The sequence below is a fragment of the Kitasatospora sp. NPDC127116 genome (genome assembly GCF_042677365.1).
In the GTDB taxonomy this organism is placed as follows: Bacteria; Actinomycetota; Actinomycetes; order Streptomycetales; family Streptomycetaceae; genus Kitasatospora; species Kitasatospora lactacystinica.
The window spans coordinates 74,867-94,165 of the sequence record NZ_JBHXTL010000012.1; the positions used below are offsets into that span (position 1 = coordinate 74,867).

At 74.7% G+C, this 19,299-nt stretch carries 17 protein-coding genes; 11 read left to right on the forward strand and 6 right to left on the reverse strand.

The window, feature by feature from the left end; genetic code table 11:
• The first annotated feature begins 89 nt into the window (after positions 1-89).
• From ACFVHV_RS07930 to ACFVHV_RS07940, 3 genes are all read left to right on the forward strand, one after another.
• Complete coding sequence (locus tag ACFVHV_RS07930; RefSeq protein WP_359898673.1) at positions 90-1,433, forward strand: hemolysin family protein; 1,344 nt, start codon at positions 90-92, stop codon at positions 1,431-1,433.
• A complete protein-coding gene (locus tag ACFVHV_RS07935) occupies positions 1,430-2,476 on the forward strand; it encodes a hemolysin family protein (RefSeq protein WP_359898672.1) in 1,047 nt (348 codons plus the stop codon). Before ACFVHV_RS07930 ends, ACFVHV_RS07935 begins: the two co-directional genes overlap by 4 nt.
• Positions 2,477-2,585: 109 nt before the next feature.
• Positions 2,586-3,572: an NAD-dependent epimerase/dehydratase family protein gene (locus tag ACFVHV_RS07940; protein ID WP_359898670.1), complete on the forward strand. Its 987-nt coding sequence runs from the start codon at positions 2,586-2,588 to the stop codon at positions 3,570-3,572.
• 84 nt (positions 3,573-3,656) lie between these two features.
• Here the strand turns inward: ACFVHV_RS07940 and ACFVHV_RS07945 are convergent, their stop codons facing one another.
• Together ACFVHV_RS07945 and ACFVHV_RS07950 are read right to left on the reverse strand one after the other, a co-directional pair.
• Complete coding sequence (locus ACFVHV_RS07945; protein WP_380349770.1) at positions 3,657-5,723, reverse strand: AAA family ATPase; 2,067 nt, start codon at positions 5,721-5,723, stop codon at positions 3,657-3,659.
• Positions 5,724-6,113: 390 nt separating this feature from the next.
• Entirely contained in the window at positions 6,114-6,770 is a 657-nt protein-coding gene (locus ACFVHV_RS07950; protein WP_380349677.1) for a uridine kinase, read from the reverse strand.
• 211 nt (positions 6,771-6,981) lie between these two features.
• Here ACFVHV_RS07950 and ACFVHV_RS07955 point away from each other — a divergent pair, with 211 nt between their 5' ends.
• Entirely contained in the window at positions 6,982-8,145 is a 1,164-nt protein-coding gene (locus tag ACFVHV_RS07955; RefSeq protein WP_359898668.1) for an acyl-CoA dehydrogenase family protein, read from the forward strand.
• Positions 8,146-8,258: 113 nt separating this feature from the next.
• Here ACFVHV_RS07955 and ACFVHV_RS07960 read toward each other — a convergent pair whose 3' ends face one another.
• Positions 8,259-8,780 (reverse strand): hypothetical protein, encoded by a 522-nt coding sequence (locus ACFVHV_RS07960; RefSeq protein ID WP_380349679.1) that lies wholly within the window; start codon positions 8,778-8,780, stop codon positions 8,259-8,261.
• A gap of 229 nt (positions 8,781-9,009) precedes the next feature.
• Between ACFVHV_RS07960 and ACFVHV_RS07965 the strand changes: the two genes are divergently transcribed.
• From ACFVHV_RS07965 to fxsA, 4 genes are all read left to right on the forward strand, one after another.
• Entirely contained in the window at positions 9,010-9,450 is a 441-nt protein-coding gene (locus ACFVHV_RS07965; protein WP_030243361.1) for an Lrp/AsnC family transcriptional regulator, read from the forward strand.
• 31 nt (positions 9,451-9,481) lie between these two features.
• Positions 9,482-11,089 (forward strand): amidohydrolase, encoded by a 1,608-nt coding sequence (locus ACFVHV_RS07970; RefSeq protein WP_380349682.1) that lies wholly within the window; start codon positions 9,482-9,484, stop codon positions 11,087-11,089.
• A gap of 592 nt (positions 11,090-11,681) precedes the next feature.
• Positions 11,682-13,280, forward strand: a complete 1,599-nt coding sequence (gene lnt / locus ACFVHV_RS07975; RefSeq protein WP_380349685.1) for an apolipoprotein N-acyltransferase — start codon at positions 11,682-11,684, stop codon at positions 13,278-13,280.
• Between the two features lie 125 nt (positions 13,281-13,405).
• On the forward strand, positions 13,406-13,984 hold the full coding sequence (gene fxsA / locus ACFVHV_RS07980; RefSeq protein ID WP_380349688.1) for an FxsA family membrane protein: 579 nt from the start codon (positions 13,406-13,408) through the stop codon (positions 13,982-13,984).
• A gap of 162 nt (positions 13,985-14,146) precedes the next feature.
• Here the strand turns inward: fxsA and ACFVHV_RS07985 are convergent, their stop codons facing one another.
• From ACFVHV_RS07985 to ACFVHV_RS07995, 3 genes are all read right to left on the reverse strand, one after another.
• Complete coding sequence (locus ACFVHV_RS07985) at positions 14,147-14,521, reverse strand: RNA polymerase-binding protein RbpA (RefSeq protein ID WP_049655293.1); 375 nt, start codon at positions 14,519-14,521, stop codon at positions 14,147-14,149.
• A 311-nt stretch (positions 14,522-14,832) separates the two neighbouring features.
• Positions 14,833-16,440: a hypothetical protein gene (locus ACFVHV_RS07990; protein ID WP_380349691.1), complete on the reverse strand. Its 1,608-nt coding sequence runs from the start codon at positions 16,438-16,440 to the stop codon at positions 14,833-14,835.
• 110 nt (positions 16,441-16,550) lie between these two features.
• On the reverse strand, positions 16,551-16,745 hold the full coding sequence (locus ACFVHV_RS07995; RefSeq protein WP_359827363.1) for a hypothetical protein: 195 nt from the start codon (positions 16,743-16,745) through the stop codon (positions 16,551-16,553).
• A 397-nt stretch (positions 16,746-17,142) separates the two neighbouring features.
• Here ACFVHV_RS07995 and ACFVHV_RS08000 point away from each other — a divergent pair, with 397 nt between their 5' ends.
• The 3 genes from ACFVHV_RS08000 to ACFVHV_RS08010 are packed head-to-tail and all read left to right on the forward strand — an operon-like array spanning position 17,143 to position 19,253.
• Positions 17,143-17,559: an ankyrin repeat domain-containing protein gene (locus tag ACFVHV_RS08000; protein ID WP_359909030.1), complete on the forward strand. Its 417-nt coding sequence runs from the start codon at positions 17,143-17,145 to the stop codon at positions 17,557-17,559.
• Between the two features lie 23 nt (positions 17,560-17,582).
• The gene (locus ACFVHV_RS08005; RefSeq protein WP_380349694.1) at positions 17,583-18,098 is read left to right on the forward strand and encodes a GNAT family N-acetyltransferase; all 516 of its coding nucleotides are present in this window, start codon (positions 17,583-17,585) and stop codon (positions 18,096-18,098) included.
• Positions 18,099-18,146: 48 nt separating this feature from the next.
• On the forward strand, positions 18,147-19,253 hold the full coding sequence (locus tag ACFVHV_RS08010; RefSeq protein ID WP_380349697.1) for a serine hydrolase domain-containing protein: 1,107 nt from the start codon (positions 18,147-18,149) through the stop codon (positions 19,251-19,253).
• Positions 19,254-19,299: the final 46 nt, after the last annotated feature.

Genomic DNA, 19,299 nt, shown 5'->3' on the forward strand with positions numbered 1-19,299 from the left:
CCAGAGGAGTGACACTCCCCCTCGATGGACGATCCGTCCGGTAGTACCTGCGCCGCCTCGCTTCCCGATCCCGGAAGGCAGGCGGCACTGTGATCACCGCTTGGCTGCTGTTGCTCGCGGCCGTTCTCCTGATCCTCGCCAACGGCCTCTTCGTCGCCGCCGAGTTCGCCTTCGTGACCGTGGAGCGCGGGGAGGTCGACCGGTCCGCCGAGGCGGGCGACGCCAAGTCCCGCCGCGTCGCCGGGGCCCTGCGGCACCTCTCCTTCGAACTCTCCGGTGCCCAGCTCGGCATCACCGTCACCTCGCTGGTGGTCGGCATGCTCGCCGAGCCGGCGCTGTCCACCCTGCTCGCACCCGTGATGTCCGCCATCGGCGTGCCCGACTCGGCCGCCCGCGGCGTCTCCGTGATCGTCGGCATGGTGCTGGCCACCGTCGTCCAGATGGTGATCGGCGAGCTGGTGCCGAAGAACTGGGCGATCTCCCGCCCGCTCCAGGTGGCCCGCGCGGTCGCCGCCCCGCACATGGCCTTCTCCTTCGCCTGCCGCCCGCTGATCAGCTTCCTGAACGGCGCCGCCGACCGGACCGTCCGGGCCTTCGGCATCGAGCCGCAGGAGGAGCTGGCGCACGCCCGCACCCCGGACGAGCTGGTCTCGCTGGCCCGCCACTCGGCCAGGGCCGGCGCCATAGACGAGGAGTCGGCGACCCTGTTCGTCCGGACCCTGGGCCTGCGCGAGCTGACCGCGGAGTCCGTGATGACCCCGCGCGTCGACGTGGCCGCGCTCCAGCGCGACGCCACCGCCTCCGACGTCATCAACCTGACCCGGGCCACCGGCCTGTCCCGCTTCCCGGTCTACACCGACAGCCTGGACGAGGTCACCGGCACCGTCACGCTCAAGGACGCCCTGGCCGTCCCGGCCGCCCGGCGCGGCCTGGTGCGGGTCGGCGAGCTGGCCTCGCCGCCGCTGCTGGTGCCCGAGACGCTGCCCGCCGAGCGGCTGCTCGACCAGCTGCGCCGCCTCCAGCCGATGGCCATCGTGGTCGACGAGTACGGCGGCACCGCCGGCGTCGTCACCGTCGAGGACATCGTCGAGGAGATCGTCGGCGAGGTGCAGGACGAGCACGACCCGGACGACCACCCCGAGCTGCTCCCGCTGCCGCCGGTCAACGGCCTGCCGGTCTGGGAGGCCGACGGCCGCGCCCGGACCGACCAGCTGGAGCGGATCGGCCTGAACGCCCCGGACGGCCCGTACGAGACCCTGGCCGGTCTGGTCTCCGACCTGCTCGGCAAGCTCCCCGAGGTGGGCGAGCAGGCCGAGCTGCCCGGCTGGCGGTTCACCGTCACCGGTGTCGACCGCCACCGCACCACCGAGGTCCGGGTGGAGCGCACCACCGCGCCCGCGCAGTTCGACGAGGACCGGGAGGAGGGCCGATGACCGCCCTGCAACTGGCCGTCGCGCTGCTGCTCCTGCTCGGCAACGCCTTCTTCGTCGGCGCCGAGTTCGCCGTGGTGTCGGTGCGCCGCAGCCAGATCGAACCGCTCGCCGAGGCCGGGCACAAGCGCGCCCGCACCGTGCTGCACGCGCTGTCCAACGTCTCCGCGATGCTGGCCGCCGCCCAGCTCGGCATCACGGTCTGCTCGCTGGGCCTCGGCGCCCTCGCCGAGCCGACCATCGCCTCCCTGCTGGAGGGCCCGTTCCACGCGATCGGCGTCCCGTCCACGCTGATGCACCCGCTCTCGTACGGGATCTCGCTCGCCGTCGTGGTCTTCCTGCACATGGTGATGGGCGAGATGGTGCCGAAGAACATGGCCATGGCCGGCCCGGAGCGGGCCGCGCTCTGGCTCGGCCCGCCGCTGGACCGGCTGGCCCGCTGGCTCGCCCCGGTGATCCGGGTGCTGAACGCCCTCGCCAACGGCATCCTCAAGCTGTTCCGGGTGGACGCCAAGGACGAGGTCGAGTCGGTCTTCACGACCGAGCAGCTGATGTACCTGCTGGCGGACTCCCGGGACGCCGGGCTGCTCGACGAGGGCCGCCAGGAGCGCCTGGAGGACGCGCTGGAGCTGGGCCACCGCCCGGTCACCGAGGTGCTGCTCAAGCCCGAGCAGCTGGTCACCGTGGACACCAAGGCGACCGCCGCCGAGGTCGAGGAGCTGGCGCTGCGCACCGGCTTCTCGCGCTTCCCGGTCACCGACGGCGACCCGGCCGGCCACGGCTACCTCGGCTACATCCACCTCAAGGACGTCCTCGACGTGGAGGACACCTCTGCGCCCGTCCCGGCCCGCCTGTGGCGGCCGATCACGGTGCTGCGCGGCAGCCTCCCGCTGGACGACGCCCTCGGCGCGATGCGCCGGGCCACCTGCCACCTGGCCGCCGTGCTGGACCAGGACGGGCGCACGCTCGGCGTGGTCATGCTGGAGGACGTGCTGGAGGAGCTGGTCGGCGAGGTGCACGACCCGGACCACCGCGCCACGGCCTGACGCCCGCCCGGCAGGTCCGGGCCCCGCTGACGGTGTGTTCGCTCCCGGCGATTTCGCCCAGAGCATGCAGCCGTTCCATGCCGGCCACCCTGGGAGCAGGGTGGTCGGCATGAGACTTCTCCTGCTGGGTGGAACCGAGTTCGTCGGACGGGTCGTCGCCGAAGAGGCGCTGGCCAGGGGATGGGAGGTGACGGCCCTCAACCGCGGCACGCGGCCCGCGCCCGAGGGCGTCCGCACACTGCTGGGCGACCGCACCGCCGAGGGCGGCCTCGCGGCGCTCGGCACCGGGGAGTGGGACGCCGTGGTGGACACCTGGTCCTGGGCCCCCGCGGCGGTGCGCGACAGCGCCCGCCTGCTGAACGGCCGGGTCGGCCACTACGCGTACGTCTCCAGCCGGTCGGTGTACGACTATCCGCTGCGGGCCGGGGCCGGCGAGGCCTCGCCGGTGGTCGCCTCCTCCCCGGACCTCACCGGCGAGGTGCCCTACGCCGAGGCCAAGCGCGGCGCCGAACTGGCGCTGGAGGCGGAGTTCGGCGGGCGGGCGCTGCTGGCCAGGGCCGGGCTGATCCTCGGCCCGCACGAGAACATCGGCCGGCTGCCGTGGTGGCTCAACCGGATCGCCGAGGGCGGCCCGGTGCTCGCCCCGGGGCCGCGCGGGCTGGCCCTGCAGTACATCGACGTCCGCGACCTCGCGGCCTGGACCCTGGACGCCGCGGCGGCCCGCCTCGCCGGCCCGTACAACCTGGTCGGCCCGTCCGGCCACGCCACCATGGGCGAGCTGCTGGAGGCCTGCGTACGGGCCACCGGTTCGGACGCCGAGCTGCGCTGGACGGACCCGGAGCGGATCCTCGCGGCGGGCGTCGAGCCGTGGACCGAGCTGCCGATCTGGCTGGCGCCCGGCGAGCTGTACGACTTCCTGCACACCGGCTCGGTCGAGCGCGCGCTCGGCGCGGGGCTGCGCTGCCGCCCGGTCGCCGAGACCGTGGCGGACACCTGGGCCTGGCTGCGGTCGATCGGCGGCAGCGCGCCGCGGCGGTCCGACCGGGTCAGGGTGGGGCTGGACCGGGAGCGGGAGGCGGCGCTCCTCAACGGCTGAACGGGCGGGCGGGCCGGTCCCCGGGCGGGCGGGGGCCGGCCCGCCCGCAGACCGGCTCCGGCTCCGCCCGGCTCCACCCGCCGGTCAGCTCCGGCCGTCGATCAGCTCCCCGTACGCCTGGACCAGGTCCGGCAGCCGCAGGGTGGCCAGGTCCTCCCGGCCCGGCGGCTCGCGCAGCAGCGACAGCCGCAGGTCCCGGTAGGCGCAGGACTTCTCGTACAGGGTGCGGATGAACCGGCCGTTGCCCAGCTCGTCGATCCAGCCCTCGCGGACCACGTGGGTGCAGATGCTGGCCAGCTCCTCGGCGGCGTCCTCGTCCCAGCCGTCGCCGTCCCGGCCGGCCAGCGAGGCGCCGATCGCGGTCAGTTCGCTCGGGCGGTAGCTGGGGAAGTCGACCCGGGTGGTGAAGCGGGAGTTGAGGCCGGGGTTGGTGGCGAGCAGCCGGTTCATGCCCTCGGGGTAGCCGGCGAGGATCACCACCAGCCGGTCGCGGTTGTCCTCGGCACGCTTGAGCAGGACCTGGAGCGCCTCGTCGCCGTACGCGTCGCCCTTGGTGTAGCCGGAGTTGGAGAGGCTGTACGCCTCGTCGATGAAGAGCACGCCGTCCAGCGCGGAGTCGATCAGCTCGTTCGCCTTCACGGCGGTCTGGCCGAGGAACTCGCCCACCAGGTCGGCGCGTTGGGCCTCCACCAGGTGGTCGCCGGAGAGCAGCCCGAGGGCGTGGAAGACCTGGCCGAGGATGCGGGCCACGGTGGTCTTCCCGGTGCCCGAGGGGCCGGAGAAGACGAAGTGGCGCTTCGGTGGCTGGACGGGCAGGCCCTGCTCGGCCCGCAGCCGAGACATCCTCAACTGCGCGGACAGCGCCCGCACCTGGCGCTTGACCGGCTCCAGGCCGACCATCAGCGAGAGTTCGGCCAGGGCCGCGTCCAGCTCCCGTTCGTCGCCGGCGGACCGGGGCTCGGGCACGGCGGCGGTCCGGGGCTGCGCCCGGCCGAGGGCGGGCAGCGGCGGGGGTGCGGCGGAGGCCGGCGGCGCGCCGGAGCCGGAGCGTTCCCCGGCGGCCTGCGCGGCGCCGTCGGCCGCACCGCCGTCCAGCAGGGCGCCGCCGGCGGTGAGGGCGCCGTCCGCCGGGGGCACGTCCACCAGTCCGGCGTCCACCAGCCCGGCGTCCACCGAGGGCCCGCCGCCCGACGGGAAGCCGCCGGGCAGGGCGCCGGTCGACACCCCGTCGCCGGAGACGGTCGGCCCGCTCGGCCCGCCCGCGTCCCCGAACTCCTCGCCGTACCCGGTCAGCTCGCCGTACCCGGGCAACCCGGCGAACCCGGCCTCGTCCGGGTACTCGGTGTCGAAGCCGGGGGCGTCCGGCAGGGCGGCGTCGGCCGCTCCCGGGCGCCCGCCGGCCGGCAGTCCGTCCGCGAGTCCGTCCGTGAGCCCGTCCGCGAGCGCGTCCTCGGCGGCGATTGCCGTCAGCCGGGTCGCGGTGTCCATGAACGCCGGGTCCGCCCGGTGCACCGCCCGGTAGAGCGGCAGCGCCGCGGCGCTGCGTCCGGCGCCCTCGTACGCCCGGGCCAGCCAGTACCGCAGCTCCTTGCGCTGGGGCTGTTCGGAGCGGCAGCGGGCCAGCGAGACGGCCAGCGGCGCCTGCGCCTGGGCGCACATGTCGAGGCGCACCCGCGCCATGCCGGCGAACAGCCCGGCCTCGATGCCGAGCAGCGGGTCGTCCAGCAGGCGGTCGGTGTCCCTGATCAGCTGCTCCCAGTCCTTGAGCAGGTAGGACCGGCAGGCGTACAGGAAGCGGGCGCAGGGGTCCTCGCCGGGTGCCGGGCACTGTTCCAGCGCCCGGTCCAGCTCGGCCAGGTGGCGGCCGTCCAGCCAGTGCGAGGCGTGCGCCAGCGCGAGGTCGCGGGCGTCCTCCAGCACCGGCTGCACCCACCAGCCCAGCCAGTACCAGGAACTGAGCGGCCGTCGGTGCAGCCGCCGCTGTTCGCCGAACCGCTTCTGGTGGCGGTACATGGCCAGCAGCGCGGCCGAGGTGTCGCTGCGCAGCGCGTGCAGTCCGAGCCAGGCGTCGGCCATGCCCGGGTCCAGCCGGACGGCGGCCCGGAACTCCTCCTCGGCCCGGGTGTACGCACCGGCCGTGTAGGCGTCCATGGCGCGCAGCCAGGCGCGGTCGGCGAGCCGGTCGGGCCCGCCCGCCGTGCTGTCGGAACTGTCCACCGTCGTCACTCACGCCCCCCGCGGTGCGGCCCGGGGCTCGGCCGGCGGGTTGCCTGCGCCTAGCCTGGCCGGTGGTCGTCGACCCCCTTGCGGCGCATCTGCGCCTGCCAGGAATCGTACCGGCGCGGCGCTGATCCGGAAGGGTGCCGAACAGGGTCAAATGCGATCGCGCGAGCGGCCGTTGAGCGGCCGGGCGACGAAACGGGCTGCCGGGGAGCGAGTTTCGGAAGGGGACCGGACGGCGTCCCCGGCTCACGGGGGAACAAGCCGGGGGCGCCGGGTCCGAGGCAACCGGAAGCTTTCGTTCCGGCGGCTGAGGAGAACCTAGATCCTGGCGATGTCGCAGGTCAAGGCGATGGTTGAAGTTTCACCGACGGTGCCCGGGGCGATCCGGCCGGTCACCCCGTCGACCCGCGTCGCGGCGTACGGACGGCTCGGATCGGCGGCGAAATGCGCCGATTCGGCCCGGGCCCAGCCCGCCCAGAACTCGGCCAGTTCCGGACCGTCCCGCTCCTCCCCGCGCCGCCGGGCCGAAGCGGCGTCCAGCTCCATCCAGATCACCCGGGCCAGCCACGGCCGCACCGCCCGCCGGCCCGCGCCGACCCCCTCGACCAGCACCACCGGGGCGGCCGGCGCCGCGGCCGTGCCCGCGAAGCGGCGCAGCGTCCAGTCGTACACCCGGTACTCGGCGTCCCGCCCGGCCGCCAGCGGCTCCAGCACCTGCCCGCGCAGCCGTCCGGTCCACCCGAACGGCTCGCGGTGGGTGGCCAGGTCGTCGAGGTGGACCACCGGGGCCCCGCCGAGCGCCGCCGCCAGCCGTCCGGCGAAGGTGGTCTTGCCGGACCCCGCGTGCCCGTCCACCGCGACCAGCCGCACCGGCCCGCAGGAGGGCGGCAGCGCGCGCAGCTCCGCCGCGAGCGCGGCCGGAAGGTCGTCCGGAGCGGGCCGGAGCGGGGGCGGGAACGGTTCGGATGCAGCCACAACGTCAACCCTACGGTGCCGTAGCCCGCCACTGCGGACAGTTCATCTGTGCAGGTCGTGACGGCAGCGCGGGTTTCGGGCATACTCGCCTTCGCCACGACTGTGAACGGCCGTTCACCGCAACCCGGTGCCGGTCGGTCCGACAAGCCGCACCCCCGCCGGGTCAGCCGACACCTCGGTCCGGCGCCCGATCGAGGAGGCGACCACCGCCATGACCCCCTCCCCTGTGAAAGCCGTGGAGCGCCAGCTGCCGAGCGAGGAGGCCCGCGAGCTGCTGAGCCTCACCCGTGACCTGGTCCAGCGCGAGCTCCAGCCGCGTGCGGCGGAGGACGAGGCCGCCGACCGCTTCCCGCGCGACGTCTTCCGCACCCTCGGCGAGGCCGGCCTGCTCTCCCTCCCGTACGACGAGAAGTACGGCGGCGGCGAACAGCCCTACGAGGTGTACCTGCAGGTGCTGGAGGAGCTCGCGGCCGGCTGGCTGGCCATCGGCCTCGGCGTCAGCGTGCACACCCTCTCCTGCCACGCGCTGGCCACCTTCGGCACCGACGAGCAGCGCGACGCGTGGCTGCCCGCCATGCTCTCCGGCGAGCAGCTCGGCGCCTACTGCCTCTCCGAGCCGCAGTCCGGCTCGGACGCGGCCGCGCTGCGCACCCGCGCCGACCTCGACGGCGAGGCGTACGTGGTGAACGGCACCAAGGCCTGGATCACCCATGGCGGCCAGGCCGACTTCTACAGCGCCCTGGTGCGCACCGGCGTCGACGGCCCCAAGGGCATCAGCTGCCTGCTGGTCCCCGGCACCCAGCAGGGCCTGTCCGCGGCCCCGCCGGAGCACAAGATGGGCATGCGCTCCTCGCCGACCGCGCAGCTGCACTTCGACGGCGCGCGCGTCCCGCGCGAGCGGCTGATCGGCGAGGAGGGGCAGGGCTTCCAGATCGCGCTCGCCGCGCTGGACTCCGGCCGCCTCGGCATCGCCGCCTGCGCGATAGGCGTGGCCCAGGCCGCGCTCGACCTCGCCGTCGACTACGCCCGCACCCGGCGCCAGTTCGGCCGCCCGATCGCCGAGTTCCAGGGCCTGTCCTTCATGCTCGCCGACATGGCCACCCAGATCGAGGCCGGGCGCTCGCTCTACCTGTCCGCCGCCCGGCTGCGGGACGCCGGCCGGCCGTTCTCCAAGGAGGCGGCGATGGCGAAGCTGTTCTGCACCGACGCGGCGATGCGGGTGACCACCGACGCCGTCCAGGTGCTCGGCGGCTACGGCTACACCCAGGACTTCCCGGCCGAGCGCTACATGCGCGAGGCCAAGGTGCTGCAGATCGTCGAGGGCACCAACCAGATCCAGCGCCTGGTGATCGGCCGCCACCTCACCAAGGGCTGACGCCCGGGGGCCGTCCGGCGGGGGAGCCGCCGGACCGCCCCGATCCCCCCGTACGGCCTCCGGCCGTCACTCCAGGGTGCGGAGTGACGGCCGGAGGCGTTCCCGGCGGAGCGTCAGCTCGCCTTGGCGGTGCGGCCGGTCAGCGCCGGACGACGGCGGCGCTGCTCCGGGATGGCGGCCCGCAGCGCCGCGACGGCCGGGACGGCGGACGCCACCGGGGCGGCCCCGGGGACCGCGGCGAGCCGTACCGGGCAGTGCGCGACGGCGTGCGAGAACGGCTGGGTGCGCCAGTCCAGCCCGCTCGGAAGCTTGAACAGCGCGTCGAAGCCGGCCGGTTCGGCGTCCTCCTGGGCCTCGACCTCGGCCAGGTCGTCCGTCGGCGTGCCCGAACCCGGGCAGATCGCGGGGGAGAAGGGGTTCCAGGCGGTCGGCAGCAGCGCGTGTTGCGGCAGCCGCTCCTCGTCCGCCACCAGGGCGATCGGGCGGCGGCACTCGGGGCAGTCGACCCGGAAGATGTCCCAGGTCTCCGCCTCGCCGGGGTCGGTGCCCGGCAGGTGGCCGACCGCGAGGTCCTCGCGGTCGGCCATATCGTCGGTCTCGTCGGAGCCCAGCACACGCTGGTCGGTAGCAGGCATGAGGATCCCCCTAGGATCGGGCCCGGCGTGGTCGTCCAGGGCCACAACCAGCACTTCCCTGTGATCCGGACTCATAATCCTGCGGTCCCGTGCACCGTGATGCACTGGGTGTGTCCTTGGCCACACCGGATGCCACATTCGCCCGGCATGTGCCCGCCCGGCACCTGCGAACCCGTCCTGTGCCACCGCGTGCGCCCCCCGTGCTCCCGACCGGGTAGGTTTGCGCACTGTGGAGGATCTCGACCAACGCATCGTCCAGCTGCTCCTCGAAGACGGCCGGATGAGCTACACGGACCTGGGCAAGGCCACCGGCCTGTCCACCTCGGCGGTGCACCAGCGGGTGCGCCGCCTCGAACAGCGCGGGGTGATCCGCGGCTACACCGCGATCATCGACCCCGACTCCGTCGACCTGGCGCTGACCGCGTTCATCTCGGTCAAACCCTTCGACCCGAGCGCCCCGGACGACACCCCCGAGCGGCTGGCCGGCCTGCCCGAGATCGAGGCCTGCCACAGCGTCGCCGGCGACGAGAACTACATCCTCAAGGTCCGCGTCGGCGCCCCCGGCGACCTGGAGGACCTGCTCGCGCGCATCCGCAGCGCCGCCGGCGTCTCCACCCGCACCACCGTCGTCCTGTCCACCCCGTACGAGGCACGCCCCCCGAAGCTCTGACCGCGAACCGGTGGGGTGCAGACTTGGCGGCATGACCGAACGCACCTCCTGGACCGTCCTGCTGCGCGGCGGCGCCGTCTACAGCCCCGCCGACCCCTTCGCCACCGCGATGCTCGTGGAAGGCGGGCACGTCGCGTGGGTCGGCAGCGACGGCGCCGCCGAGGCGTACGCCGCGACCGTCGACGAGATCGTCGAGCTGGACGGCGCCCTGGTCACCCCCGCCTTCGTGGACGCCCACGTGCACGCCACCGCCACCGGCCTGGCGCTCACCGGCCTCGACCTCACCGGCAGCCCCTCGCTCGCCGCCGCCCTGGCCGCCGTCACCGCCTTCGTCGACGCCCGGCCCGAGCCCGGCGGGGTGCTGATCGGCCACGGCTGGGACGAGACCGGCTGGCCCGAGCGCCGCCCGCCCACGCTCGCCGAACTCGACGCCGCCGCCCGTGGCGCCGCGCTCTACCTCTCCCGCACCGACGTGCACTCCGCGCTCGCCACTACCGCGCTGCGCACCCTCACCGAGGGCCTGGCCGAGGCGCCCGGCTTCGACCCCGAGGGCCCGCTCACCAAGGACGCCCACCACGCCGTGCGGCAGACCGCGCTGGCCCGCCTCACCCCCGAGCAGCGCCGCCGGGCCCAGCGCGCCACCCTGGCCCGCGCCGCCGAACTCGGCATCGGCGCCCTGCACGAGTGCGCCGGCCCGGAGATCTCCTCGGAGGCCGACCTGGCCGCCCTGCTGGCCCTGGCCGCCGAGGGGGACGGGCCCGAAGTATTCGGCTACTGGGGCGAGTTGGGCGGTGTCGAGACCGCCCGCAGGCTCGGTGCGGTGGGCGCCGGAGGCGACCTCTTCGTGGACGGCGCGCTCGGCTCGCACACCGCCTGCCTGCACGCCCCGTACGACGACGCGGAGCACACCGGCACCGCCTACCTGACCGCCGAGCAGGTCGCCGACCACGTCGCCGCCTGCACCGAGGCCGGGATCCAGGCCGGGTTCCACGCCATCGGCGACGCGGCGGTCACGGCGGTCCTCGACGGCGTCCGGGAGGCCGGCGCCCGGGTCGGCGCCGCCCGGGTCAAGGCCCTGCGCCACCGCGTCGAGCACGCCGAGGCCCTGGACGACAAGGCCGTCGCCGCCTTCGCCGAACTCGGCCTGACCGCCTCCGTCCAGCCCGCCTTCGACGCCGCCTGGGGCGGCCCGGAGGGCATGTACGTCCAGCGCCTGGGCGCCGAGCGGGCGGCCGCCCTCAACCCCTTCGCCGCGCTGCTGCGGGCCGGCGTCCCGCTGGCCTTCGGCTCGGACGCCCCGGTCACCCCGCTCGACCCCTGGGGCACCGTCCGCGCGGCCGCCTTCCACCGGACCCCGGAACACCGGATCTCGGTCCGCGCGGCCTTCACCGCCCACACCCGCGGCGGCTGGCGCGCGATCGGCCGCGACCAGGACGGCGTGCTCGTCCCCGGCGCCGTCGCCAGCTACGCGATCTGGGCGGCCGGCGAGCTGGTCGTCCAGGCCCCCGACTCCCGGGTGGCGGGCTGGTCCACCGACCCGCGCTCCGGCACCCCCGGGCTGCCCGACCTCACCCCGGGCCACCCGCTGCCGACCTGCCTGCGCACCGTGGTCCGCGGCCGCACGGTGCACCAGCGGTAAACCCCGTGGAACGTCGGGCGGGCACGCCCTAGGTTGATCGGCATGATCGAACTGGTGCCCGCCGACTTCACCGTCCCGCGCGAGCTGCTCGCCCCGGAGTTCCGACTGGAGCCCCTGGGCGAGCGGCACAACGCCTCCGACCACGCCGCCTGGACGAGCAGCATCGACCACATCCGCGCCACCCCCGGCTGGGCCGGCCGCGGCTGGCCGCCCGCCGACGGGATGCCCCCGGAGCGCAACCTCGACGACCTGCGCCGCCACGCCGCCGACTTCGAGGCCCGCACCGGCTTCACCTACACCGTCCTGGAGCCGGACCGCGACGAGGTGATCGGCTGCGTCTACATCTACCCGGACCGCGAGGACCCCTCGGTGGTCTCGGTCAGCTCCTGGGTCCGGGCCGACCGCGCCCACCTGGACGAGCCGCTGCACCGCGCCGTCTCCGACTGGACTCACCGCGCACTGGCCGCTGCGGGATTTCCGCTACGCCCCGCGCTGACCCCGCCGTCACCCCTCACCTCACGGGCCACCGACGTTCCGGGGTACCTTCTTCGCACAGCGTCCGAACAGCAAGCCCCAGGAAGATGGTGCGCCGGTGGCCACTCCCGTCACCCAGGAACGGCCCGAGGCCGTACCCGAGCCGCAGGAGCCGGCGCCCCGACCGAGCCGCGGAGCCCGCGCGCTCGCCAGGATCCGCGCCGGGCTCCCCCGCACCGGCCTCGCCGTCCTGGCCGGCCTGCTGCTGGCCCTCGCCTTCCCGCCGTACGACCTGTGGCCGCTGTCGCTGCTCGGCGTCGCCGCGCTCTCGCTGCTGACCCGGGGCCGCACCTTCCGTCAGGGCCTCTGGACCGGCTTCGCGTTCGGCCTGCCGTTCTTCCTGATGCTGCTCAGCTGGCTGCGGGTGGTCGGCTGGGACGCCACGGTCGGCCTGTCCGTCGTGGAGGCGCTGTTCCTGGCCCTGCTGGGCGGCGCCCTGGCCGTCACCTCCCGGCTGCCGGGGTGGGCGCTCTGGGCGGCCTGCCTGTGGGTCACCCAGGAGTGGGCCCGCGACCGGCTGCCGCTCGGCGGTTTCCCCTGGGGCCGGCTCGCCTTCGCCAACACCGCCAGCCCGTTCACCCCGCTGGCCGCGCTCGGCGGCGCACCGCTGGTGACCTTCGCGGTCGCCCTCTGCGGGGCCCTGCTGGGCTGGGCCGCGCTGCGGGTGCGCGGGCCCGGCAGGGCTCCGAGGGCGGCCGCGCTGGCGGCGCTCGGCGCGGTGGCCGCGCTGCTGGCCGGCTACCTCGTCCCGGTGCCCACGGCCGCGGACGACACCGTCAAGGTCGCCATCGTCCAGGGCAACGTGCCCAACCCGGGCATGGACTTCCTGGGCCGCCCGATGATGGTCCTCAACAACCACGCCTCGGCCACCGAGCGGCTCGCCGCCGACATCAGGGCCGGCAAGGTCGAGCGCCCCGACATCGTGATCTGGCCGGAGAACTCCTCCGACCTCGACCCGTTCAGCGATCCGCTGGCCCGCCAGCGGATCGACCAGGCGGTCAAGGCGGTCGGGGTGCCGACCCTGGTCGGCACCCTGGTGGACGGCCCGGACGCGCAGCACGTCCAGAACGAGGGCATCGTCTGGGACCCGGTCACCGGCCCCGGCGCCTCCTACACCAAGCAGCACCCCGTCCCGTTCGGCGAGTACGTGCCCTTCCGCGCCCAGCTGATGACGGTGATCACCCGCCTCCAGCGGGTCGCCCGGGACTTCTACCCCGGCGACCACAACGGCGTGATGCAGCTCGGCCCGGCCAGGATCGGCGACGTGATCTGCTTCGAGGTCGCGTACGACGAGATCGTCCGCGACACCGTGGACAGCGGCGCCCGGGTCCTGGTCGTCCAGACCAACAACGCGACCTACGCGAAGACCGGGCAGCCCGAGCAGCAGCTGGCGATGAGCCGGCTGCGGGCCGTCGAGCACGGCCGGGCGGTGCTGATCGCCGCCACCAGCGGCATCAGCGCGGTGATCGCCCCGGACGGCAGCGTCCAGCAGCGCACCGAGGAGCTGACCGCGGCCGAGCTGTCGGCGACGGTCCCGCTGCGCGACGGCACCACCGTCGCCGACCGGGTCGGCGCCGCCCCGGAGTGGACGCTGGCCGTCGGCGGCCTGCTGGCCTGCGGCGCGGCCCTGCTGGTCGGACGGCGCCGGAAGGCGTAGGGCGCGGCAGCCGAGCCCGGCCGCCGGAACACCGGCGGCGCGGGAATCGTTGGAGCAGGTGGTGCCGTAGCCGGCCCGGACCTCCCGTGCGGCGCGCAGAGCACCGCTTGGAGTGGATTCGTACCGTGACCCAGCAAGCTACCCCCACCCGTCCGGCCCCGCGCAGCAGGCTCCGCCGGGTGCTGCCGCTGCTGATCACCGCCTGGCTGGTGCTGGAGATCTGGCTGCTGGTCCAGGTCGGCTCCTGGCTGGGCGGCTTCACCGTCGTGCTGCTGCTCGTCGCGGGCGCCCTGATCGGCGGCTCGCTGATCAAGCGGGCCGGGCTGAAGGCGCTGTCGGCGGCGATCGAGCAGAGCAAGAACCCGCAGTCCCAGCAGCCGCAGACCGGCACCAGCATGACCGTGCTGGCCGGCCTGCTGCTGATCGTCCCCGGCTTCCTGTCCGACCTGCTGGCGCTGACCCTGCTCCTCCCGCCCACCCGGGCCCTGTGGCGGGTGCTCGGCCGCCGCGTCGCGGACAAGGCGCTGCGCAGTGCCTCCGTGGCCGGCGCCGACCCGTTCGCGGACGCGATGCGGCTGCAGGAGCAGCTGCGCATCCACCGCCCGGACGGCAAGGTGATCCAGGGCGAGGTCGTGGACCCGGAGGCCGGCCCGCGCGGCCCGCAGGGCCCGGACACCACCTACCGCCCGCCGATCGCCGGCTGACCCGCCCGTTCCGACGCGAGCCCCCGGGGGCGCGGAGAACCCGCCACCGGGGGCTCCTCGCGTGCACGGCACGGTCCGGCGGACGGCGCCGGACAACGCGAAAGGGACCCTGGTGACCAGGGTCCCTTTTCGCGTCCTCCCGCTCGGGGCGGGAGCGAGGTGTCAGGCGCTCTTGCGGGTGTCTCGCGGGTGCACCGCGAGGTTCATCCCACCGGAGCGGAGCACGGCCAGCCGTTCGGCCAGCACCTCCTCCAACTCCTCGCGCGTCCGGCGCTCCATCAGCATGTCCCAATGGGTGCGCGTCGGCTTGATCTTCTTCTCCTCCGGCTCGTCGCCGTCGAGAAGTGCCGCCTCCTGGCCGCAGAAGCGGCATTCCCAGGTCGCGGGGATCTCCGCCTCGACCGAGAAAGGAACCTCGAAACGGTGTCCGTTCTGACATGCGTACTCGACGGTCTGGCGGGGAGCCAGATCGATACCACGGTCGGTCTCGTAGCTAGTGGCCCCGAGTCGCGTGCCGCGGAGAGCTCGCTCGCTCATGAATCGTGCCTCCCGGGCTTATGGCCCACAGGACTAGTGGTCGCTGTTCTTCGTCGTTCGGTCAACGCTCGGCTTCCGACGAAGATTCCCGTCCCGGGACATGCGTCGTCTTGTAGTGCCGCCCCTGTTTGTACCCACCCGCGCCCGATTTGTCACATCTGGCCGGTGATATCACCCCAGGTGTCACCTATTTCACATCTGGTGATCGTGCGGACTTTCTGTGACGAGCGTACCGGGACGGGATTCGGCGCCGGGCGCCGACCCCTGCCGGGAGCCGAGAACCGGCCGGGGGAGGCGGCCCGGCCCTGCCGTCAGGAGATCGGCCGTGAACGGATCATCGGCTCGCCCTTGGCCAGGTCGACCGGACGGGCCGGATCGGCCGCGGGTACCACCGGCGGGCGGTCCGGGCGGGGTGGCTCGGCGGCGGCCGCCTCGGTGCGGGTGTCCCGGTGCGGCAGCAGGGCGATCACCGCGTCCCGCAGCGCGGCCGGGGCCTCGTCGTCCAGCGGATCGACGGTGGCCGGCACCTGGAGCCGGAGCGGGGCGCCGTTGCCGATCCGGGCGTAGCCGCGCCCGATCGGGGCCTGGGCGGCGGGCACGATGTCCAGCGGCGCGCCGAGCGCTTCGCGCCCCTCGTCCGGGCCGGCCGGGCCGAGCACCACGCGGGCCCGGGTGGTGGCGCGGACGGTGGCGGTGATCCGGTCCCGGGCCTCCAGGTCGTCGGCGACCACCACGGTGACCCGGGCGGCCCGGCCGTGGCGCAGCGGGAGCTCCAGGAGGTCCTGCGGGTCGGGGCGGCCCTCGGCCCGGGCGAGCTCGCTCAGCTCGGTCGGGTGGTCCAGCAGCAGCCACAGCGGCCGGGTGACGTCCTCGGGCGGGGCGGTTCCGGCGTGCCGGGCGGCGTTGAGCGCGGCGAGCCTGCGCTCGGTCTCGCCGACGGCCCAGTCCAGGGCGGCCAGCGCGCCGTGCAGGCTGGTCTCCACGGTGTGCACGCCGGGCCGGTTCACCAGGCAGGCGTGCTCGCCGGTGCCCGCACCGTCGACCACCACCAGGTCGGCGTACGGGAGGGCCTGGAGCGCCACCGAGCGCAGCAGGCTGGAGGTGCCGTAGCCGGTGACGCCGAGCACCAGCAGGTGCGGCTCGGCGGAGCGCGGGCCGGTGCGCCAGACCACCGGCGGCTGCTGGACGGTGGTGCCGCCCCGGACGACCGGGATGGTCCGGGCGGTGCCGCCCTCGTCGGTGAAGCCCAGCACGATCTCGCCGGGGGCCGCCACGAAGCGCTGGGCGGCGATGTCGGCGGCCAGCGGGGCGAGGGCGGTGATCCGCAGCCGGTTGGACTCCTCGTCCCAGTCGAAGCGGTACTCGCGGGCCCGGCCGGCCTTGCCCTGGACGACCTGCTCGATCCGGGCCCGGGCGGCGGGCTCGGTGTCGGTGAAGTAGGCGGGGTAGGTCATCTCCAGCCGGGAGAGCCGGCCCTCGCCGTCGAAGTCCCACGCACTGAAGGCGTTCTTGTGGCTGCCCTCGAAGTGGTACAGCGGGTTGGCGTCCTCGGGTCCGCACAGGTACGGGGTGAGCGCCGCGTAGAGGGCCGCGAGCTTGACGTCGGCGACGTCCGGTGCGGGCGGTGCGGGCGTCGCCCGGGGGGCCCGGCCGGCCCAGGCGGCGCTGGCCATCAGGGTGATCAGGGCGAACAGCAGGCCGTGCGGCAGCAGGTAGACGCCGATCAGCAGGGCGGCGGTCAGGAACAGCGTCGGCCCGCGGCGGTCCTTGGGGGTGGCCTGCCAGCGGGACTTCGCCCAGTCCGCGTGGTGGCGCAGGCCGCGGCCGATCACGGAGAGCGGGGCGAACATGTCCGAGGCGTGGTCCCCGGCGGTCCGGGCGATCGCGCGGCCCTTGGTGAGGTGGCGGTGGAGCGGCATTCCTTGACTCCCCAAACGGTGGGACGGGTGGGGTGGCGCGGGTGGGCAACGACGGGGCCCGGGGCGGTGGGATCCGCGCCCGGGCCGGTACGGAGGAGATCTGGACGCGGTCAGAACTTGATGCCGCTGAGCAGGCTGGCGAGGCTCGCGCCGCCCGCGGTGATGCTCGGTGCGATCGAGGAGCCTGCGATGTAGAAGCCGAAGAGGGCGCAGACGATGGCGTGGGAGACCTTTAGTCCGTCCCGGCGGAAGAAGAGAAAGGCGATGGTGCCGAACAGGACGATGCCGGAAATCGAGAGGATCACGTTCCGCTCCTCAGGAAGGGGGGACAAGCGGGGGTGTTACGGAAAGTGCACCAATCGTGACAAAAAGTAATAGATGATGGAACGGTGCAAATGGGTGGTTCTGCCGTCCAATACCGTTCCGGTGGCCGGGTGGCGGTATGCGACCCGGCCGGGGTGGGGCCGGGTGCCGAGGGGATTCGATGCGCCGAGGCATTCCCGGGCGGAGGGCGGGAAGTTTCCGGGGGGTCCGGGAAGTTCGCTCGAATGGCTGCGCAACGCGCGCGGCCGTGTGTCGTGGCGGGCGCGGGCCGTCATCCGGATTCCGGACGCCCGCTGGCCCGTTCCGGCGCTGGCCGCTACCGTGCCCTGGGCGCAGCCCCGAGACCGCCCGACGACCCGACCGGAAAGGCCGCCCGTCATGACCGACGCCGCCAGCCAGCAGCCCGCCGACGCCCCCGACGCCGAGGTGATCGCGCTCGCCGGGAAGCTCTTCGACGCCGCCCGGACCGGGGAGACCGAGACCCTGTCCGCCTACCTGGACGCCGGGGCCCCGGCCGACCTCACCAACGGCCGCGGCGACACCCTGGTGATGCTCGCCGCCTACCACGGCCACGCCGCGACGGTGGCGGAGCTGCTCCGGTACGGCGCCGACCCGAACCTCGCCAACGACCACGGGCAGACCCCGCTGGCCGGGGCCGTCTTCAAGGGCGCCACGGACGTGCTGGACGTCCTGCTGGCCGGCGGCGCCGACCCGCAGGCCGGCGCCCCGAGCGCCGTGGACACCGCCCGGATGTTCGGCAAGGACGACCTGGTCGCCCGGTTCGAGGCCCGCTGAGCGGGGATCGTAGGCTTTTCGGCATGAGCACCAGCACCGCCCGGGACACCGGCACCGTCGAGTTCCGCATCACCGGCTACGCCCACCCCGACGCCCAGACCCTGTCGGCCGAGGTGCAGCAGGAGTACGTGCGCCGCTACGGCGACCCGGACGAGACCGTCATGCGCCCCGAGGACTTCGAGGCGCCGGCCGGCCTGTTCATGATCGCCTACCTGGACGGCCGTCCGGTCGCCTGCGGCGGCTGGCGGGCCAAGCAGGCCGGTCCGGACGGCCTGCGCGACGGCGACGCGGAGCTGAAGCGGATGTTCGTGATCCCCGCGGCCCGCGGCCGCGGCCTGGCCCGCGCGGTGCTGGGCCGCCTGGAGCGGACCGCGATCGAGGCCGGGCGGACCCGCTTCATCCTGGAGACCGGCACCGAGCAGCCCGAGGCCGTCGCGCTGTACCGGTCCGAGGGCTACGACGCGATCCGGAAGTTCGGCATCTACAAGGAGCACGCGCAGAGCATCTGCCTCGGCAAGGAGCTGGCCGCGGCGGTCTGAGCGACCGCTGCGCGGGGAAGGCTCCCGTCGGCCCGAAGGGGGAGACGGATGAGTCACCGAGCACCCGGAGCCGACCGGCTCCCCGACCCGGCCGCGCCCGGCGGGGAGCTGGACCGGCTGGTCGGGGAGGGCGCGCGCACCGTCGGGGCGGGCGCCGTCTGGGCCGTCGGCGACGCCGGCGGCACACTCGGCGGCGGCAGCCACGGCGTGCTCGGGCAGGGGCCGTACGCGCGGCTGCGGCCCGGGCCCGACACGCTGTACGACCTCGCCAGCCTCACCAAGGTCGTCGCGCTCTGGCCCTGCGCGGGGGTGCTGCGGCAATCCGGGCGGCTTCCGCTGGACGAGCCGCTCGGCCGCTGGTGGCCACCGGCCGCCGGGCACCCCGCCGGCGAGGTGACGGTCCGTCAACTCCTCGCCCACACCGCGGGGATGCTCCCGTACACCCGCTTCGAGCAGCTCTACGGACGCGACCCCGCGGCGATCCGGGCCGGGGTGCTCGCCGCCCCGCTGCACCGCCCGCCGGGCACGGCCGTCGAGTACACCGACCGCGCCGCCGTCCTGCTCGCCCACCTGGTCGAGGACCTCGGCGGCGCGCCGCTGGACGAGCTCGCCGCACGCTGGGTCTGGGGGCCGCTCGGCATGACCGACACCCGGTACGGCCCGCTCGACGGCGCGCTCGCCGCCCGCACCGCGCCCACCGAGTACGAGGAGGGCGCCGGCACCCACCTGTGCGGCGTCGTCCACGACCCCTCCGCCCGGCTGCTCGGCGGGGTCTCCGGCAACGCCGGGGCCTTCTCCACCGCCCGCGACCTGGCCCGCTTCCTCACCGCGCTGCTCGCCCCGCCGCCCGGGGCGCCCTGGGGCGAGCCGTGGATCGACGAATCGCTGCGCGAGCACACCGGCGGCCTCGCCCCCGCCCGCGGCCTGTCCTGGCTGCACGCTCCCGGCACCGACCCGGCCGAGGGCACCTTCGTCCACTACGGCTTCACCGGCACCGGCTTCTGGGTCTCCCGCAGGCTCGGCCGCTGGGCCCTGCTGCTCACCAACAAGGTGCACTACGACCGGGGGATCCAGCAGCTCACCGACCTGCGCAACGCCTTCCGGCGGGCCGTGTTCGGGCAGGCGGGGCCACCGGCACTCATTCGGGTGGATTAGGGGCCGATCGGCTCTCCCGGGGCCGTGATCGCGGCAGAGTGGCCGC

Coding starts and splice junctions, on each gene's coding strand:
- ACFVHV_RS07935 (WP_359898672.1), top strand. CDS start 1,430: ATGACCGCCCTGCAACTGGCCGTCGCGCTGCTGCTCCTGCTCGGCAAC.
- ACFVHV_RS07940 (WP_359898670.1), top strand. CDS start 2,586: ATGAGACTTCTCCTGCTGGGTGGAACCGAGTTCGTCGGACGGGTCGTC.
- ACFVHV_RS07945 (WP_380349770.1), bottom strand. CDS start 5,723: ATGGACGCCTACACGGCCGGTGCGTACACCCGGGCCGAGGAGGAGTTC.
- ACFVHV_RS07955 (WP_359898668.1), top strand. CDS start 6,982: ATGACCCCCTCCCCTGTGAAAGCCGTGGAGCGCCAGCTGCCGAGCGAG.
- ACFVHV_RS07960 (WP_380349679.1), bottom strand. CDS start 8,780: ATGCCTGCTACCGACCAGCGTGTGCTGGGCTCCGACGAGACCGACGAT.
- ACFVHV_RS07970 (WP_380349682.1), top strand. CDS start 9,482: ATGACCGAACGCACCTCCTGGACCGTCCTGCTGCGCGGCGGCGCCGTC.
- ACFVHV_RS07985 (WP_049655293.1), bottom strand. CDS start 14,521: ATGAGCGAGCGAGCTCTCCGCGGCACGCGACTCGGGGCCACTAGCTAC.
- ACFVHV_RS07990 (WP_380349691.1), bottom strand. CDS start 16,440: ATGCCGCTCCACCGCCACCTCACCAAGGGCCGCGCGATCGCCCGGACC.
- ACFVHV_RS08000 (WP_359909030.1), top strand. CDS start 17,143: ATGACCGACGCCGCCAGCCAGCAGCCCGCCGACGCCCCCGACGCCGAG.
- ACFVHV_RS08005 (WP_380349694.1), top strand. CDS start 17,583: ATGAGCACCAGCACCGCCCGGGACACCGGCACCGTCGAGTTCCGCATC.
- ACFVHV_RS08010 (WP_380349697.1), top strand. CDS start 18,147: ATGAGTCACCGAGCACCCGGAGCCGACCGGCTCCCCGACCCGGCCGCG.